We start from the raw sequence: 18,695 nt of genomic DNA, 5'->3' as shown, positions 1-18,695 counted from the left end.
TGGACCCATGTCTGGACCGACTGGATTCCGGTGACGGCTGGCCCGCACACCGTCCGCGTCGTCGCCGAGTCGGATGGGTTCAACCTCAACTACATCGAGGCGTGGCGTCAATAGCGCCCCCTCCGATAGAGTTGCAGGCAGCGTGGAGCGTGCGGTAGACCGCCCGGTGCGATCTTTGGTGTGGTGGTTGGTTAGAGCCGACCATCACTCCAGGGATCGCGTCCCTGTTTGGACGCCTCGCGTGGGAAGAACGCATCCAAGTTTCAAGTTCCAAGTTTCAAGTTCCAAGTTCCGATCCCTTGGTTCTTAGTTCTTTGTTCGTTCCCCCACACCCCCAGCCTTACGCCGAGCTACACCGCAGGCAACGGGGCATCTTCCCGCGCCGTGGCCGAGATCGCCTGTGCCGCGCGGCCTTCCAGCACTGCCTGCACTGCCGCGCTATCGCGGGGCGTGGAGCGAGCCGCCAGCCAGAAGCACAGCCCAGCCGGAAGAAAGAAGAACTGAAAGATCGTCAGGCCGATCGCGTAGTTGGTCGGCGATGGCACCAACTCCTTAAGCCGCTCGAAGGTAGTGCTGACCAGAATCACGCCGATCGCCGCGCCGATGTTGTTCGCCAGGTTGATGAAGCTGAACGCGGTGCCGCGATGCTCCGGCACGTTGACCTCGCTGACCAGCGCAAACCAGTTCGGCGCGTTGGTCGCCTGGAAGACGACCGCCAGCGTCGAGGCCAGCAGCGCCATCCAGAACCAGGGATTCTGCCCAAGCTGCGCGCCCACAATGCTGCGCGCGGAGCCGTCCACACTGCCCATGAGCGGCAGCGGAATCCAGAACAGCGTGATATAGCACGGTAGCGCCAGCCAGAAGCCGTACGCGGCCAGCAGCGCGCGGGCACGCGGGTAGCGCTGCTGCAAACGATCGCCGAGCCAGCCCCAGCCGATCGAGATCACGCCGCCGATCTGAAAGACCACGACCAGCAGCGCCGCCACCGCAGTTGCGCGCGGCACGTCAAGACCCTGCACGATCAGTCGGGCCGCGAGCAGCGCCGGTAAGAGCGAGAACGCGCCAAAAGCAAACTGCGCGAGAAAGCCTTGCAGCATCAGCCAGCGGTTGCTGGGCTTCGCCAGGATCAGCGGCAGATCGGCAAACTGGATGCGGTAGTCGTAGGCGATGCCGCGCTCGGACAGGTCGCGGAGCGCTTCTTCGGCCTCTCCCTTACGCGGCGAGACAGTGAAGAGCGCCAGGCCAGAGCAGAGCGCGCCAACCACCGCCAGCACGCCGAAGGGCGTGTACCAGGGTGTCTCGGTGGGCAGCAGGCCGATCAGCAGGCCGCCGCCCAGGGTGCCGATGCCCTGCGCCAGGCCCCAGAGGCCAAGCATCACCCCGCGCCAGCGCGGCCTGACCATGTCGGTGATCACGCTGTACCCGACGGTTGAGATACAGCCAAGGCCCAGCCCAGCCGCCAGCATCAGCATAAAGAACTGCATGTAGGAGCGGCTGAGCGTCACCAGCGCGATGGGTATCACCCAGGTCAGCGTGCCGAGGATCATCAGGCGGCGGCGGTCGCTTTGATCGCTGCGATAGCCCCAGAAGACCGCCGTGATCGCCAGCGCCACGCGATTCAGCCCGATCACCCAGCCGAGCGACTGACTTCCGACGTTCAGCTCCATGCCGATGCGTGAGGTCTGCGCTGGCAGCAGCGCCAGCACCGTGTTATCGATACTCGCCATCACCACAAACAAGATCACCGTATAGATCCGCCGCACGTGTATCCTCCTGAAGAATCCCGATTATAGCAGGTCACCCGATGCGCCGATGGTCCTATGTCGGCAGCAATCTTGCGCCGCTGTCGCCCGGCTGCCCGTTCGATTGCCGCGTGGGCCAGGCTGCGATACCAAAAACCTTTGAAACCGTAACTTTGGGCACTCTGGGGCGTTGTAGTATGTACAGTACTATGCATAATTCAGCAAAAGTACTGAGTACACGATCAGGACCAATCGCGTACCAGTTCGTTAGCTCACCGCCAGGCTGCGGAAGAGCGCCCCTTGTGTGGCACGTCGTGGTGGCATCTACCCATCTCCACACTCGACTCACTGAGCCATTCGCTCTACAAACCGGGCGCTTTCAGACGGCCAAGGTTGGTCACAGCGGTGGCTCGTAACGCTATGTCGCGATTAAGGGTCTGAACGATTACGTGCAGGCAATAATTGAGCTGACAGAAATAGATAATGAACAGTATCGGACATGTATACCGTAGAAGAAGGTGGGGAGTATGCTTCGTCTTAATCGCTACATTCTAGCTCTTGTACTGTGGTTATCGTTTCTGTTCAATATCGAGCGACTCGATCTTAATATCGGCAAGCCGGATGTATTTAATATCTCATACAGCGTCTATCTGGCAGCCGCGCTGATGGTCGTCGTCGGGCTGATGCTGCCGCAGTGGCGGCGACGGTCGACCTGGCTCGTGCAAAGCATCGCGCTGATCGCGTTCATCGTGGCCTCGTCGATCAACGATCGACCGAACTGGGGCGGCGGCTATACCTATCTATCGCTCTTCGAGCTGGCCTCGATCCTTGTAACGGCGACGCTGGCGCATCAGGTGGGGCGGCTCAGCGCAGATTTTATCGACACCGTGCGCAGCCTGGTCTTCACCGATACCGAGGGGCGCGTCTACGATATGCACGAGGCCGACAGCATCATCAAGCGCGAGATGCAGTACACACGGCGCGTGAATCGCCCACTGAGCATTGTGCTGATCGAAGCGGATGGAAACGGCTCGCAGGTCAACCTACAGGCGACCGCCCAAGAGATTCAGCGGCTGCTTGCCAGGCGCTATAGCCTGATGGCGCTGTCGCGACTGGTGGCGCGCACGCTTCGCCGCACCGATTTTGTTTTAGACCAGGCAAACGAGGGGCGGTTGGTCTTGGTGGCACCAGAAATGCATAAGCAGCAGACTGATTCCATCATCACGCGGCTGAACGAACAGGCTCAACGGCGCCTCGGCATCTCGCTACGCTCCGGAGTAGCCAGCTTTCCGGATCAGGGCGTGACGTTTGAAGAACTGCTCTTCCAGGCCGAGCAAGATTTGCATCTGCATGGAGCCGAGCGGCGTAGCTTAGAGACACTCGACGGGCGCGACTCGACGACAGAGAAGCTGCCGGTGATCGACAGCGCAGCCGTGCTTGAGACTGGTGTCGAAGCGCAAAGGGTCTAGGGAGCACTGCCGATCTCGCCAGTGCAGCGCGGCAGTGAGCTATTCAACACATCAGGGAACGCATTTAGAGGAGCAGAGTAATGGCATTACCCCAGCTAACCGTTCGTAAAGAGACGCAGCCTATCGCATGGTACGAACACTTCGATCCCAATCGCCGCCTGATTCGGGGCAAGGCATATCTGCGTCTGAAACGAGCGATGGACCTGTTCCTGTGTGGGCTGGCATTGCCGTTCCTGTTGATCATTTTCGGCATCATCGCCCTGCTGATCAAGATCGAATCGCCGGGCGGCCCGATCTTCTACCGCCAGCAGCGCACGGCCCAGGGCGGGCGTCGCTTTGGCATGTACAAATTCCGCACGATGGTGCCGAACGCCGAGGCGATGCTGCAAGACCTGATGCATCTGAACGAGCTACAGTGGCCCGACTTCAAAATCAAGAACGACCCACGGATCACGCGGGTTGGCAAAATCCTGCGCAAAACCAGCATGGACGAGCTGCCGCAGTTGATCAATGTGATCCTCGGCGATATGAGCCTGGTCGGCCCGCGCCCGACGATCTTCGGCAAAGATCTGTATATCTCTTGGCATACCGAGCGTCTGGACGTGCCGCAGGGTTTGACCGGGCTCTGGCAGATCGAAGGGCGGGCCGAAACCGAGCTCGACGATCGGCTGCGGCTGGATATTGCCTATATCGAGCGGCAGAGCATCCTGTTCGACATCGTGATCCTGCTGCGGACCGTTCTGGTGGTGATCCAGGGACGCGGCGCGTACTAGCGCGGCAGCCAGCCGATTGTTTAGAAGGAGCGCAGACGATAGATGGATCTCGATACCTTTTTCAGGGTTCTCTTACGCGGATGGTGGCTGATTTTGCTGGCGGTGCTGGTTACGGTAGGCAGCGCGGCCTACGCCGTGTCGCTGCAAGCGCCGGTCTATCGCGCGACGACAACCGTCGAGCTGCGGCCTAGCGGTCTGTTAGACGATCCGCGCCAGATTATTGATGCGCAGAACTCGCTTGAGCGCCGCACCACGATCAATACGGTAGCGCGCAACGCGATGGGCAGCTCGATGCAAGAGCAGGTGGCGAGCACGCTGGGCATTCAGCTTGAGGTCGTCAAGGACGCCGACATCGCGGCGATTGTGATCCCTGAGACGAATCTGATCGAGATCAGCGCGCGCAGCACCGAGCCGACCTATGCGGCGGCAATTGCGAATACGGTCGCCGAGCAGTTGCGCAAGGAATTGCCGGAAAAAGTGCTGCAAATGGTGATCACCGATCGCGCCGCGCCGCCGACAACACCCGTCGAGCCACAGCCGACGCGCACGATCACGCTGGGCGCGCTCTTTGGCCTCGCGCTAGGCATCGGCTTTGCGCTGCTGGGACACGTGCTCCAGCGCATGCGGGTACCAGCCAGCGCCGACGTGCCGGATGAGACTGATACGGTGGACGCGCGCACAAACGGCGGAAAAACCCAACAATTGTTTACCCGTTAGCGGCCAGGTTCAACGTTCAACGTTCAATGTTCAATGTTTCGAGCTCAACGTTCAAGGTTTCGCTTTGTGCTTTGTGCTTTGTTCGCCCAGAGGGAACCCGGCTCTTTGTGCTTTGTGCTTTGGTGCTTGGTTCTTGGTTCTCCGCCTGTTCTTTTTGTAGCTTATATACCAACACCCAAGACAGTGCATCAGGCACTGTCGATCTATTTGGAGTGCTGGCGTCGTAGCTCTGCTCATCGGGGCGGAGCCGCTGGCTGGATTAGACAGATTGGGCCTAGGAGGAGTACATGTTGAGAACGCTCGCACAACGGCTGCTCTACGCAGGAGTCCTCGTTGTCATCGCTGCGGTCATCCTGGTTGGGATGACTCTGTTCAACCAGCGAGCGGCTGCCAGCACATCGCAGGTGACAACCATCTCGCTTGAGCCGGCGCGCTCGGCCAGGGTCGGCGAGGCGATCACTGTGCGGCTGGTCGTAACCGGCGCGCGCAATCTGGCGGGCTTCCAGGCGCGGGTACAGTTCGACTCCAGCAACCTCCGATTGGTCGATGCATCGGCAGCCGCAGAGCTGGAAGGCACAGGGCGCGATCTGCTCGCGCTCCAGCCGGTCCTGCGCGAAGGCGCGGTTAGCCTGGCGGCGGCGACGTGCCCCGTCGCGAACTGCCACGATACTCGGCACGCGCGTGCCGCGCGCATCAATCGAGGTATCGACGGGCGGGCAGTACTGGGAACGCTCGTGTTTTATACCGATCAGCCGGGCCGATATGCCCTCTCGCTGGACGGCGTAAAGCTGGTCGATCCGCAGGGCAGCCTGCTTGCCGTGACGACGACGAACGCCGTGCTGGACGTGACAGCGCAGTAGTAACGCCGGATACGCATCAGACCTTCAAGGAGCCGAACGAGGAGATGTATGCCACTCTCTGCTAGTACCTGGCTGCGCTGGAGCGCGATGGCGAGCCTCAGCCTCAGCCTGACCGTAGCTGCTGTTCCACCGGCGGAGATCACCGCGCAAGAGCCGTTGATCGGCGATGTACGGCTTGATCTCACCCGTAATCAACTGATCGACGATGCAGATGCGGCGAAGGTGATGCGCGCCTGGACCAGTGTCGAGGAGCGCGGGTCGTGTATCACGCAGGAGCTTGCCAGCCGCGACGTGAACGGCAGCGGCTGTATCGACATCGCCGATCTGCAACAGGTTCTCGCCCACTGGGGCACATCGACCGATGCGCGAGTGGCGGTGCCCGATCGGGACGAGGCCAGCATCAACGCCGGGCCGGAAGCGACCTTTACCGTCAACTCCACCGGCTACGAGAGCGACGCCAACCTGGCCGACGGCGTGTGCGCGACGGTGGTCGGTAGCTGCACGCTGCGGGCGGCGATCGAGCAGGCCAACAACCGCAGTGGCCGCGAGCTGATCGCCTTTAATATCCTCAACGGCGACGGCTCATGTCCCAGCCTGGTGACGATCGAAGCGCCCGCTGACGCGACCACGGGCTACGAGATCGACGATCAGTATGGCGACGGCATGACCATCGACGGCTATACCCAGTGCGGCGCGTCGCCCAACACACGCGGTCTGCACGATCCCAACGGCGGCAACGCGGTGATCAAGATCGAGCTGAAGGGCAACCAGCGGCAGGACGTGAACGGTCTTGAGATCGACACAGGCAAGAACATCGTCCGGGGTCTTGCGATCTACAACTGGGACTTCCAGATGATCTTGTCGTACTGGCCCTCCAGCAATAATCGCATCGAGGGCAACTTTCTGGGCACCAACGCCGCCAACACCTTCAGGTACGAAACGACTTCGCCGTGGGGTGAGGATCATCACGAAGGGCTGCGTATTCAAGGCACCGAAACCAGTGGCGCGGCGTTCAATATCATCGGCGGGACGGAGCCAGCGCAGCGCAATATTATTGCCGGCAACCGCAAGGACGGCATCAAGATCCAGGGCCACGCCAACAATAACCGGATCATCGGCAACTACATCGGCCTGAAGCAGGACGGTAAAACGCCGCTGCGCAATGCTACCGACGCGGTAGATTTCGAGATGGGGCCGCAGCACAACGTGCTTGGTGGGAACAATCCCGGCGAGGGCAATGTGATCAGCGGCAACTACTCGGAGGGCATCGAGATCTCGCACGGCACAGATACGCAGTTCAACTCGGTGATCGGCAACTACTTTGGCCTCAGCGCCGACGGCAGCAAAGCCGTGCCGAACGGTGGCAGCGGCATAACCTTTGAAGATGCCGTCGACTCGAACTACGCCTATAACAACGTCATCGCCGGTAACGGCACCAGCGGCGTCTTCTTCTTCGTCCTCGCCACGCGCAACCAGGTCATCGGCAACAAGATCGGCGTCGGCCCCGACGGCGTGACGCCAATCCCCAACGGTCGGACCTCACTGGTCGATCCCTACTACGAGCGCAGCGGCATCGTGATTATGGGCGGCAGCCAGCATAATCTGATCAAGAGCAATATCATCGCCAATCATGCCGGTGATGCCGTGGTGCTCAAGAACACATCCGACTCCGATCATGGTGGTGTCGGCCAGACCTATTTCAACACCATCAGCCAGAACTCGATGTACAACAACGGCAACACCGAAGAGGACGATGTTGAGGGTGATGGGATTGTGCTCGAAAGGCACGACGACACGGCAAGCTATCCCAACGAGCGCCTTCCGCAGCCCACGATCAGCAGCGCGGCTACGAATCGGGTGCGGGGTACCGCCCGGCTGCGCTCTGGTGCCGCCTGCGCCAACTGCACGATCGAGGTCTTTATCGCCGATAAAACCACGACGAGCGATCCCAGCGGCGATAACGCCGGCGAGGGCAAGACCTATGTCGCGAACGGCAAGACGGACGGGAGCGGCAACTTCTCGATTGCGATCTGCACGGGTGCGCTCTCGGTCGGCAAGATCGTGACGGCGACAACCACCGATACCAGGAGCAACACGTCGCAGTTCAGCACCAACATCACCGTCGGCGCGCCCGTCACGCCCGATCCATGTCTCTCGCCCAGCCCATCGCCCAGCCCATCGCCCACCCCGCGCCCGCAGTGGCCGCGCCGCGCCTGGTTCCCGATGGTGCGCCGCTAAGGCTGCGGTGCGCGCCCCGACGATCCGCGTGGCTCAAGCGGTCGCAAGCCCGTTTGCGCAGCCCCGGATCGTCGGGGCATCTCGATCAGTCGAGTCGCGCGACGGCACACGCGCCGCTCCAGGGCTTAACGAAATAGGAGCATCGCGTACCGTCTGGCAGCTCCGCTGCGTTGTGTATGGTAGGAGGAGCGGCAGGAGCGTCTTGCACAACGCTCCTGCCGCTGATGATCAGCGACATTCAGGAGATCGTGTGGATAGCGTGCGGATACGCTGTTGATAGCGTGGGCAACCAGGATACAGTGGTGTGGATAGCGTGCGGATACGCTGTTGATAGCGTGGGCAACCAGGATACAAAGGTATTGTTTCGATGCTGATTTGCTTCAACGGAATCGACGGATCAGGCAAAAGTCTTCAGGCGCATCAGCTCGTCGATCGGCTCAACGCCTCAGGCTACCCGGCGGTGTATGTGTGGAGCGGAGGTACCGGGCCGCTTACGCGGCTGCTGGCCCGCGTAAGCAAATCGCTCCTGCGCCGCCGAGCATCAGCGGTCCCAGCCACAAGCGAGACAAGCACACCCTATCGCGCCTATCTGTCGTTCACACAGCGCGTTTTCAAGCGCCGCCTGGTTCGGACGGCCTGGCTGCATCTCTCGCTGCTGGAACATATGGCTGAGATCTGGACGACAATTGTGCCGCATCTGATCGGCGGACGCATCGTTGTCTGTGATCGCTACATCTACGATCGACTGGTGAATATCGCGGTGCTGTGCAACACGAGTCCGGAGGATCTCACACGCCAGCTTCGTCTTGCACGGCTCTACTGGGTGCCGCAGCCCAACAAGTGGTTTTTTATCGACGTTCCGGCGGATGTCGCGTTCAGCCGCAAAGATGATGTGCCGGATATTCTTTTCTTGGAGCGACGGATTCCGCTGTATCGCACAATCGTCGGCACCTTCAAGCTCGAAGTTCTTGACGGAGTGGCCGATCCTAACGAGATTGCGGCGGTTGTCTGGCAGAGCGTGCAGCCTGCGCTGCCAAAAGCGCGAGCAGCGGCGCTCGATCGACGCTAGAGCCGCCAGGATCAGGGTACGAAGATATGAGTATGACACCGGTGCTCTCGAAAAGGAATGTGCTGGATCTGGCGCAGCGACCGATGACGCTGGCGCTGGCGACAACGCTGATCAGCGTGGCATATGGCGTAGCATTGGCGTACTCCGTTTCCGGGCTCTGGCTGGTCGCGGTGCCGATCGCGGCTGCGATTGCCTTTGCCGCGCTGTTCAAGCCGGAGCTGGCGGCGATTGCGCTGATCGGTATCACCTGGGGCTACTTGTCGGAGGCCGCCAATCGATCCTATGGCATCCCATCGCTCACCAAGCCGCTGGCCGGACTCCTGGCGTTGACGCTGATCGTCCGGCGCTTCACCGGGCGGCGCACGGGCTTCGTGTCCGATACAACCACGTGGTGGATGCTGGCCTATCTGATCGTGATCGGCGTAGGGTTGTGGTACGCCCGATCTCCGGCGCGCGTGCTTCAGTTGCTCAACGATTTTGCCAAGGATCTTGTGCTCTACCTCGTATTGATCAACCTGATCACGTCGAAGAAAAACCTTGAGCGCTGCATCTGGCTCCTGCTGGCCGTGGGCGCGCTGCTGGGAACGCTCACGATGTACCAGGAGATCACCCACAACTACAGATCGGATTTTGGCGGGCTGGTGCGCACGGAGGTCGCGCAGATCGCCGACGGCATTGCCAACCGACCACGGGCGGGCGGCTCCACAGGCGAGCCGCTGGCCTTCGGGCAGCAGCTCTTGACTCTGGTGCCGATCGGGCTGTGGGCGATCATCTACGGACGGTCGCTCTTTGCGCGCTGCTTTGCGGCCTACGCGACGGTTGCCTGTCTGGCTGGCATTGGGCTGAGCTTTTCGCGCAGCTCGTATGTGGCGCTGGCCGTGACGCTGGCGTTATTCGCGCTGCACATTCGGCTCAATCCACGCTATATACTGCCGATCGTGGCGCTGGTAGGCGTGCTGTTGTGGATCGCGCCGCCTGAGTTTAGCGCACGCTTTCAAACCTTGCAAAATCTCCTGCCCAGCGGCGATACGGTCAATATCGAGGACCAGGGCTTCAACAGCGAGGCATCATATCGGATGCGCTCGATTCAGCTTGGTATCGCCTTCGATATGTTCATCGATCATCCGATCTTGGGCGTGGGAGCCTGGAACTTCACCGAGCTTTACGACGAGTACGTCAACGAGCGGGGCGTCGCCATTGCGACCAGCTTTGGGCCGCCGCATAACTACTACCTTGAGATCGCAGCCGAGCATGGCCTGATCGGGCTGAGCGTCATCCTGGGCATCCTGGTGCTCGCGTTCAGCCGCCTGCGCCTTGCCCAGCGGCTCTTTGCGCTGAGCGGCGACTACCGGCTGTCCAGGCTAGCGGTAGCGCTCCAGATCGGGCTGGTGGGCTACCTCATCTCGGCAGCCTTCTTGCACGGCCTGTACTCGCGCTTCCTATGGCTTCAGGTCAGTCTGGCAGTAGCGTTTGCGCTGATCGCGACGAAAGAACAAACAAAGAACAAAACGAAGGAACAAGGGAACAAGGGAACAAGGGAACAAAGGAAGCCCTGAACGTCCTGACCCCCGATCTCTGGATTGAACTTTGAACTCGAACATAGTGAGCTTCGGAATAAAGCATGAGTCTTGGAAAGAAAACCGCTCAGGGCGTGTTTTGGAATTACGTCTCCTTTGCGGGCGGCAAATTTCTTACATTTATTAGCACGATCATCCTAGCGCGGCTGGGACTGGGGCCGGATCAGTTCGGACAGGTGGCGATTGCGCTGCTGGCGATCACCTATCTTGATGCGATCGGCGATCTGGGCATCGCGGCGGCGCTGATCTACCAGCGCGATGATGTCGAGCGCGCCGCGCAGGTGGCCTTCAGCATCAGCGTGGCAATGGGCATCGTGCTCTGGGGCCTGGCGACGCTGCTCGCGCCCTTCGTGGGGGCGTACTTCGGCGAGCCGGGCGCGGTGCCGATGCTGCGGGTGCTGGCCGTTACACTGCTGATCCAATCGTTCGGCAACGTCCACATGGCGCTGCTGAGCAAGGAGCTTGAGTTTCGGCGCAAGCTCCTGCCCGACCTGAGCCGCAACTTTGCTAAGGGATTCGGCGCGATCGGCCTGGCGCTGCTGGGCTTCGGGCCGTGGAGCCTGATCTGGGGCCAGGTACTCAGCGCATTCGCGGCGACGATTGCGCTGTGGATCGTGCAGCCGTGGCAGCCGCGCCTGCTGTGGGATACCCGGCTGGGCAAGCAGATGTTGAGCTACGGCCTGCAAATCCTCGGCATCGAGATCCTGGCGGTCTTCTGGTCAACCGCAGATTATGTGATGGTCGGGCGCTACCTGGGCAAGACTGAGCTGGGCCTGTACCAGACGGCGTTTCGCATCTCGGACCTGCTGATCATCAATATGTGCATCGTGGCCGGGCGGGTGCTCTTTCCATCATACGCCAAGCTGAGCCACGATCATCACGCGCTGCGCCGGGGCTTTTTGACGACGCTGCGCTATATCTCGCTGATCACGCTGCCGGTCAGCATCGGCCTGGCGGCTATCGCGCCGTTCTTTGTCAGCATCTTCTTCGGCGCGGAGTGGCTGCTGATGATCCCGGCCCTGGCGCTGCTGGCGCTACGCGCCGGGCTCAGCACGCTCTCGTTCAACAGCGGCCACCTCTTCAAAGCGATCGGACGGCCCGATATTGTCAACAAAGAGATGATCGCCAAGCTGGCCGTGCTGCTGCTCGTGGTCTGGCTGACCGTGCCCTACGGCTTTGTGGCGGTCGCGCTGGGCCAGATCGGCGTGGCGCTCTTCAGCGTGGCGCTCGACCTGGGCATCAGCGTGCGTGTCTTGAAGGTCACGCCCGCCGCGATCTGGCAGCAGCTCCGGTCGGCGCTGCTGGGCGCGCTGGTGATGGGCGCTGCCGTCTGGACGGTCGTCGTCAGCACGCCGCGCGGATGGGACCTGCTGGGACTCATCGGCGCGATCGTCGTGGGCATCGTGAGCTACGCGGCTGTGCTGTGGATGACCGAGCGCAAGCTGCTGCTGGACAGCCTGCGGTCGATCGTGCAGCTCGTACGACCGACGCAGCCCGCGATCGGCAAATCATCGTGAGGCCGAGATACAGCTTGAGAAGGAGCAACGTAGCATGAAGCCCCCCCGGCTACATTTAGGAACGATCGCCTCGATCTTTGTGATCGCTATCCTGCTGCGGCTCTTCGTGTTTGCGTATATTGCGCACGAGCCGCGCAAGTTCTACACCTACGACTCGGACGGCTACGATCGGCGCGCGATGAACCTGCTGCGCTACGGCGTCTTCGCCAGCGAAAAGGCCCCGCCGCTCACGCCCGATCTGGATCGCACGCCGGTCTATCCGGCCATGCTCGCGGGCGTGTTTGCCGTCGCGGGGCATACTCCTGCCGCAGCGATCCTGCTTCAGATTCTGCTCGGCAGCGTGACGGCGCTGCTGACGTATGGCCTGGCCCGCGAGCTTGGCCTGTCGTCGCGGGTGGGCGTGCTCGCGGCGCTGATCGTGGCGGTCGATCCGTTATCGATCATGACGGCCAACCACCTGCTGACCGAGACGCTCTTCACGCTGCTGCTGGTCGGGTGCATCTGGGCGCTGGCGCGCTACTGGAAGACCCATGCGCTCCGCTGGCTGGCGCTGGCGACGGTGCTGATCGCGCTCACGTCGCTGACCCGCCCGATCAGCCAGTTCCTACCGCTGGCGCTGCTGCCCCTGTTCCCGCTGGCTGCGGCGCACGGACAGCGACGCGCGGCAGCGGCGGCAGGAGTCGTGTTTGTGGTGGCAAGTCTCGCGCTCACCTACACCTGGGCCGTGCGGAACTACCGCGAGGCGGGCATCTTTACGCTGTCCACCATCAGTGATACCAACCTGCTCTACTATCGCGCTCGCGCCGTGCTGGCGGATGCGGAGGGCCGGAGCCAGGAGGAAGCCTGGAAGGCGCTGGAGCAGCGCATCGAGCAGGAGGCCACCGCGCGCAATCTTTCACCTGCCGAGACAGTCGCACTTCAGCGCCAGGAAGCGCTCAAGATCTTCCAGCGCTATCCCGGCCTGACGGTCAAGATGTTAGCCAGGGGCGTGGGCCGCCTGCTGGTCGATCCCGGCTATACCATCACCTGCACGCAGCTCGACTTGCAGAGCACCGCGCTCGATTGTTTTCCGGGCCGCTCCTCGATGAACGATCCGGGCGTGATCGATAAGGCCCTGGGCAAGCTCGGCAGTATGACGCTGGTGCAGCAATTGGTGCTGCTGTGGAGCACGCTGCTGCTGGCGATCCTGTATCTCGGCGCTGCGCTCGGCACCGTCAGGCTGTGGCGCGAGCGGCACTGGCTGCTGCTGGCGCTGCTTGTCCTGCTGCTCGCCTACTTCATCGGCCTGTCGGCTGGCGGCGAGGCCAATAGCCGCTTCCGCATCCCGATCGTGCCCTTCCTGGCGATTCTGGCGGGAGCGGGGCTGACGGCGCTCTACGAACCGATCAAGGCAAAGATCGTGGGTGTGGGAGTGGAAAACAAAGGAACAATGGGCCGTCAGGCCGGGGGTGTGGGGGTGGCCCCCACGTTTCCTTCCCCCTCGCCTATCGTAATGGGAGAGGGGGAGGCGCGGCAGCGCCGGGGGTGAGGGCCTGAACGCGAACCTTTGAACTCGAACCGTTGAGCAGGGCCGAAACATGACAACGAGCCACATTCGCATCCTGGGCATAACGATGGATCGCATCGGCAACTTCCGCGCGCAAGCCCGCGAAAAAAACGCGGGCATGTACGCCGCGCTGGATCGCCGCTTTGGTGTGATCGACGTGATTCGTCCAAGGCTGCCGATGCTGGAGCAGTACTACAACAAGCTACGCCATATCCATCCCGATCGCGATTACTGGCGGATTCGGGCTGGACTCAATCCGTGGGCGTTCAAACATCGCACAGCCGTGGCAGAACGGCGCCTGCAAGGCTGTGATGGTCAGTACGATCTGATCGTGCAGTTGCATACGCTGTTCTCGCCCGGCGATCTCACCAAGCGCCGTCCGTATGTGCTGCATACCGACAACACCTACCAGCTAAGCGAGCGCTACTACGCCGATTGGGCGCCGCTGCGAGGACGGCAGCGCGACGAGTGGATCGCGATGGAGCGCGCCACGTACCGACAGGCGGCGTTCCTTTTTCCGCGCAGCGAGTGGCTGCGGCGCTCGATGATCGACGACTATGGCTGCGAGCCTGAGCGCGTGATCCGCGTCGGCGGCGGCGCGAACTTCGTCCGATCGTCGCTCGACGGGAAGGCATACGACGCGCCGGTTGCGCTCTTCGTCGGCTACGACTTCAAGCGCAAAGGCGGGCACGTGCTGCTGCAAGCCTGGGAGCAGGTCCATCGGCAACTGCCGGAGGCACAGCTCTGGATCGTCGGGCCGGAGCGGCTGCGTGCCAGGCTGCCCGGCGGCGTGCGCTGCCTCGGTCGCATCGACGATCGCGCGGCGCTGCGGGCGGTGTACGCACAGGCGAGCGTCTTCACGCTGCCCGCGCTCTTCGAGCCGTGGGGCCATGTCATCACCGAGGCGATGGGCGAGGGGCTGCCGTGTGTTGTCAGCGATCGATGTGCGCTGCCGGAGATCGTCGCGCACGGTGTGACGGGCCTGGTTACGCCAGCGGAAGATCCCGCCGCCCTCGCCGCCGCACTGATCGATCTGCTCGGCAATCCCCGGCGCGCTGAGCGCTTCGGGCGGCAGGCGCACGCGACGATCGCGCAGGGCAATACCTGGGACGATGTGATCGCGCGCATGGCGCCGTACATCGAGCAGGCCGCCGAGATCGCCGCGCCGTCCGCCAGCATGGTCGCGGGCCGGTAAGCGCGTCGCTCGTCCTGTAGCGCCGTGCCGATACCGATCCGGCGCAGCGGCGCGTGAATCAAGAAGGCATCGCCAGAGCATGATCGCCACAACGCAGAGGAAGACACACCGTGCGACGTAGAACCATCCGACCAACCTATGACATGCGACGACGAACCGGCGCAGATACAAGCTGGTTCGTGTTCCTGATTCCACTGCTGCTGATCGCGGCAATCGTCGTGCTGCTGACTAAATATCCTCTTTCTACAGATCGGCAAGGCGGGCAAGCGCCGGGAGCCGCGCCCCAGGCATCCGAGACATCGAGCGCGGAGCAGCCGGAGCCTGCCGTCGCGACATCGAGCGCGGAGCAGCCGCAGCCCACGGTCACGCATCCGGAAGTGCGCGAGTGGGCGCCGCCGATCGCGCTGCAATACTTCAGAGGCAACGACGTGACGCCTGAGTTTATGGCCGAAAACCTGAGCTGGCTGACCATGCAGTACGGCATGGAGGATGAGCGGCAGGCGGTGCTGGAGCGCGGCTATCGCGGGCCGCTGCTGCAATACATGGTAACGTTCCAGATCCTCGGCCCAGGCCCGTACAAAAACGAGCGCGACCGGTGCGAGAACGATTACACGCCCGTGCCCGACAACCCGATGTGGACCGACGATTTCTGCGAGCTGGTTCATTCCCATGAAAGCTGGTTCTTGCACAACGGCAAAGGCGAGCGGCTGTACAGCAAGGAGACGAACTGGGACGGTACCGATGCCTACCAGTACTACATGAATCCGGCCTCAAAAGGCTTTCGCGACTTTTGGGTGTCGCAGATGAAACGCCAGGCCGGAGCCAAATGGCAAGGCTTTTGCCTGGATAACGTGCCCGTCGAGATGGATTATCTGCGCACGAGGGCCGACAATCAGGACGGAACGGTCAAAGAATTTGATTCGAGCAAAGCGTTTCGCAAGGCCGTGATCGGGCTGATCGACCAGATTCGGGAGAGCTTTCCCGGCTATCCGATCTGGGGCAACATGATCAATGCCGAGTACGACGACCACGAGTGGGACGACTATCTGCCGCATCTGGACGGCTTTCAGGAAGAAAATTTTGCCACCGGCTGGGACACGACCAGCGCGCCGAAGCCCGATGAGTGGGACCGTATGCTGCGCCGCGTCGAGAAGGCCCTGGCGCGCGGCAAAAGCGTCGTTCTGTTTGGGCAGGGCGCGCAAGACAACGGCGATCAACTCTACTTCAGTCTGGCATCATTTTTGCTCATCGCCACCGAGGATAATCGCGCTGCGTTTCGCTATACCCATATCGACGATTACAAGTCGCTCTGGTGGTATCCCGAATACAAAACCAACCTGGGCCTGCCAAAGAGCAAGCGCTACAAACAGGGCCACCTCTGGCTGCGCGACTTCCAATGCGCGCGGGTGACGGTCGATCCCGAAGCGCGGATCGGCTCGATCCAGCTGCGGCCTTGCGAGCCGTGAGCGTCGACACAGCAGCCGCAACGCATCTTTTGGGAAGATTCCAGCGTTGCTTAAGGCGTAGGTTCAGTCGATCAAGGGATCGTCATCGCGCACGTACGAGGAGCGTATTTCATGGTTGAACGATTGGTAGAGCACGACAAACGCCAGACACAGAGCGCACATGAGCAACACGGCTCCTCGGCTATTAAGCTTTCCCCGGCGATGCAGCAGCGGCTGCGCTGCCCGGTCTGCCGCGCCGCGCTCGATCTGGTCGGCAGCCAGCTGCGCTGCACCAATACCGAGTGTGACGGCAGCTTCCCGATCGTGCATGGCGTTCCCGTGCTGATCAACGAGGCCGCGAGCGTTTTCTCGACCCAGGATTTCATCAACCTGCGGCCCACCTACTTCAAGCAGGATGGCCCGGTTGTCCAGACGATCCGCAGGTTCATTCCAAAGATCAGCGCCAACATCAAGGGCGCGCGCAACTTTCAGCAGTTTGCCCGCCTGCTGCTTGAGCGGGCGGATGCGCCCAAAGTGCTGATCATCGGCGGCGGTATTCTTGGGCAGGGCGCGGAGCATCTGCTCGATCCGCGCATCGAGCTGGTCGAGAGCGATGTTGCGCTTGGCCCGCGCACAGCGATGATCGCCGATGCCCACGATATCCCGTTTGAAGATGAGACGTTCGATGGAGTGATCGCTCAGGCAGTGCTTGAGCATGTGGTCGACCCGCACCGCTGCGTCGAGGAAATCCACCGCGTGCTGAAGCACGGCGGCTACGTGTACGCCGAAACGCCGTTTATTCAACAGGTGCATGGCCGACGTTACGATTTTACGCGCTTCACCCATCTGGGCCATCGGCGGCTCTTTCGCAACTTCGAGGAAGTCGACGGCGGCGCGACCTGCGGGCCGGGCATGGCGCTGGCATGGACCTACCAGTATTTTCTGCTGAGCTTCACCACCTGGAAGCCAGCCCGCGCCGCGCTTCGCGCGTTCGCCAGACTGACCTCGTTCTATCTGAAATACTTTGACTACTACCTGATCGATAAGGCTGGCACGCTCGACGCAGCCTCAGGCTACTATTTCATCGGTCGCAAAGCTGGCACCGTGCTGTCTGACCGAGAGCTGATCATGCTGTACAAGGGCGCGGGCTAGAACGGAGTTCAACGTTCAAGGTTCAAAGTTTCAAGTTCGAGGCCCTCACCCCCGGCGCTGCCGCGCCTCTCCCTCTCCAGGCCGGGTGCCCATGCCGGGTGCCATGCCCAGAGGGCACCCGCATGGCACCCGCATGGTACCCGCGATAGGCGAGGGGGAAGGTGGTTCTTGGTTCTCGCTTTGTTCTTTGTTCTTTGTTCCTTTGTTCTTTCGCTGACAGAGGTAAAGCTTCGATGACTCAACGGATTAAGGTATTACATCTTTGCGCGTCGCTCTCGGTTGGCGGCGCAGAGCGATTCCTGCTCGATCTGGCCCAGCGCTTCGACCGGGAGCGCTTCGAGATCCATATTTGCTGCCTGAATGTGCTGCGCAATAACGCGCTCCAAGACGACTTCGAGCGGCTTGGGCTGCCGCTCTACATCATCGGCACGAAGCGCCTGTACGATCTGCGGTCGATCCTGGCCGTGGCGCGCTACGTCCATCGGCACCAGATCGACATCATTCACACCCAGTTGACCAATGCCGACATCGTTGGGCGCATCGTCGGGCGCGCGCTTGGCCGTCCGATTATCTCGACGTTGCAGAACGAGCCGCACGATTACCATCGTTTTCGCTGGATTCATCGCTGGTTGAATCGTGTCACCGCGCGCTACTTCGCAACCCGGCTTATCGCGGTATCCAATCGGCTGCGCGAGCAGTTCATCCGGGCCTGGCATATCCCCGAAGATCGCATCCACACGATCTACAACGCCGTGCCGATGGAGGCGTATCTTGCGATTCCTGAGGGCAGGCCCGACCGCGCCGATCACGACGGCCCGATCATTACCAATATCGGGCGGCTGAGCACGCAGAAAGCGCAGCATCATTTACTGGATGCCGCCAGGCTGGTGCTAGACCGGCGTCCAGATGTGCGCTTCATGATCGTAGGGCAGGGCAGACTCGACCAGCCGCTCAAGGAACAGGCCCAACGCCTGGGCATTGCCGAGCGCGTGACCTTTACGGGGCTGCGGCACGATATTCCTGCGATTCTGGCGCAGACCGATATTTTTACGCTGCCTTCGCTCTGGGAGGGGCTGCCGCTGACCGGGATCGAGGCGATGGCCTCCGCGCGTCCGGTTGTGCTGACGGATGTTGGCGGCAACCGCGAGCTGGTCGAGTCGGGCGTACACGGCATGATCGTCCCGCCTGGCGATGTACATGCCCTGGCCGATGCCCTGCTGGAGCTGCTGAACGACGAGCCGCGCCGTCTGGCGATGGGCCGCGCAGCGCGCCAGCGCGTCCGGCATGAGTTCGACATCACGACGATCGCGGCGCAGTACGAGGCCCTCTATCAGGCGATGTGGAGCAAGCGCAACAAGGCCGTCGGTAGCGCGCAGGTTTCGGTGAAATCGTGAT

At 61.7% G+C, this 18,695-nt stretch carries 14 protein-coding genes; 13 read left to right on the top strand and 1 reads right to left on the bottom strand.

What is annotated here, in order from left to right; translation table 11 throughout:
• Positions 1–350 precede the first annotated feature (350 nt).
• A complete protein-coding gene (locus tag VFZ66_00450; protein ID HEX6287622.1) occupies positions 351–1,763 on the bottom strand; it encodes an MFS transporter in 1,413 nt (470 codons plus the stop codon).
• Positions 1,764–2,269: 506 nt separating this feature from the next.
• On the opposite strand from VFZ66_00450, the gene VFZ66_00445 reads away from it, so the two are divergent.
• From VFZ66_00445 to VFZ66_00385, 13 genes are all read left to right on the top strand, one after another.
• Positions 2,270–3,211: a hypothetical protein gene (locus VFZ66_00445; GenBank protein ID HEX6287621.1), complete on the top strand. Its 942-nt coding sequence runs from the start codon at positions 2,270–2,272 to the stop codon at positions 3,209–3,211.
• A gap of 80 nt (positions 3,212–3,291) precedes the next feature.
• The gene (locus VFZ66_00440; GenBank protein ID HEX6287620.1) at positions 3,292–3,984 is read left to right on the top strand and encodes a sugar transferase; all 693 of its coding nucleotides are present in this window, start codon (positions 3,292–3,294) and stop codon (positions 3,982–3,984) included.
• Between the two features lie 42 nt (positions 3,985–4,026).
• On the top strand, positions 4,027–4,701 hold the full coding sequence (locus tag VFZ66_00435) for a Wzz/FepE/Etk N-terminal domain-containing protein (GenBank protein ID HEX6287619.1): 675 nt from the start codon (positions 4,027–4,029) through the stop codon (positions 4,699–4,701).
• 287 nt (positions 4,702–4,988) lie between these two features.
• The gene (locus VFZ66_00430) at positions 4,989–5,561 is read left to right on the top strand and encodes a hypothetical protein (protein ID HEX6287618.1); all 573 of its coding nucleotides are present in this window, start codon (positions 4,989–4,991) and stop codon (positions 5,559–5,561) included.
• A 48-nt stretch (positions 5,562–5,609) separates the two neighbouring features.
• Positions 5,610–7,799, top strand: coding sequence for a right-handed parallel beta-helix repeat-containing protein (locus tag VFZ66_00425; GenBank protein ID HEX6287617.1), 2,190 nt, complete (start codon positions 5,610–5,612; stop codon positions 7,797–7,799).
• Positions 7,800–8,166: 367 nt separating this feature from the next.
• Positions 8,167–8,868, top strand: coding sequence for a hypothetical protein (locus VFZ66_00420; protein HEX6287616.1), 702 nt, complete (start codon positions 8,167–8,169; stop codon positions 8,866–8,868).
• A 26-nt stretch (positions 8,869–8,894) separates the two neighbouring features.
• On the top strand, positions 8,895–10,424 hold the full coding sequence (locus tag VFZ66_00415) for an O-antigen ligase family protein (protein ID HEX6287615.1): 1,530 nt from the start codon (positions 8,895–8,897) through the stop codon (positions 10,422–10,424).
• A 65-nt stretch (positions 10,425–10,489) separates the two neighbouring features.
• A complete protein-coding gene (locus VFZ66_00410) occupies positions 10,490–11,962 on the top strand; it encodes a lipopolysaccharide biosynthesis protein (protein HEX6287614.1) in 1,473 nt (490 codons plus the stop codon).
• Positions 11,963–11,996: 34 nt separating this feature from the next.
• Positions 11,997–13,490 carry a glycosyltransferase family 39 protein gene (locus VFZ66_00405; GenBank protein HEX6287613.1) on the top strand — a complete coding sequence of 498 codons (1,494 nt, stop codon included), beginning with the start codon at positions 11,997–11,999 and terminating at the stop codon, positions 13,488–13,490.
• Between the two features lie 49 nt (positions 13,491–13,539).
• On the top strand, positions 13,540–14,703 hold the full coding sequence (locus VFZ66_00400) for a glycosyltransferase family 4 protein (GenBank protein ID HEX6287612.1): 1,164 nt from the start codon (positions 13,540–13,542) through the stop codon (positions 14,701–14,703).
• Between the two features lie 110 nt (positions 14,704–14,813).
• The gene (locus VFZ66_00395) at positions 14,814–16,169 is read left to right on the top strand and encodes a putative glycoside hydrolase (GenBank protein HEX6287611.1); all 1,356 of its coding nucleotides are present in this window, start codon (positions 14,814–14,816) and stop codon (positions 16,167–16,169) included.
• Positions 16,170–16,280: 111 nt separating this feature from the next.
• The gene (locus tag VFZ66_00390) at positions 16,281–17,300 is read left to right on the top strand and encodes a methyltransferase domain-containing protein (GenBank protein HEX6287610.1); all 1,020 of its coding nucleotides are present in this window, start codon (positions 16,281–16,283) and stop codon (positions 17,298–17,300) included.
• A gap of 233 nt (positions 17,301–17,533) precedes the next feature.
• Positions 17,534–18,694 (top strand): glycosyltransferase family 4 protein, encoded by a 1,161-nt coding sequence (locus tag VFZ66_00385; protein ID HEX6287609.1) that lies wholly within the window; start codon positions 17,534–17,536, stop codon positions 18,692–18,694.
• Position 18,695 lies beyond the last annotated feature (1 nt).

It is taken from the genome of Herpetosiphonaceae bacterium, assembly GCA_036374795.1.
Lineage (GTDB): Bacteria > Chloroflexota > Chloroflexia > Chloroflexales > Kallotenuaceae > LB3-1.
The sequence above is the reverse complement of the archived record's forward strand: the minus strand, read 5'-3'. Positions and strand labels throughout refer to the sequence as shown.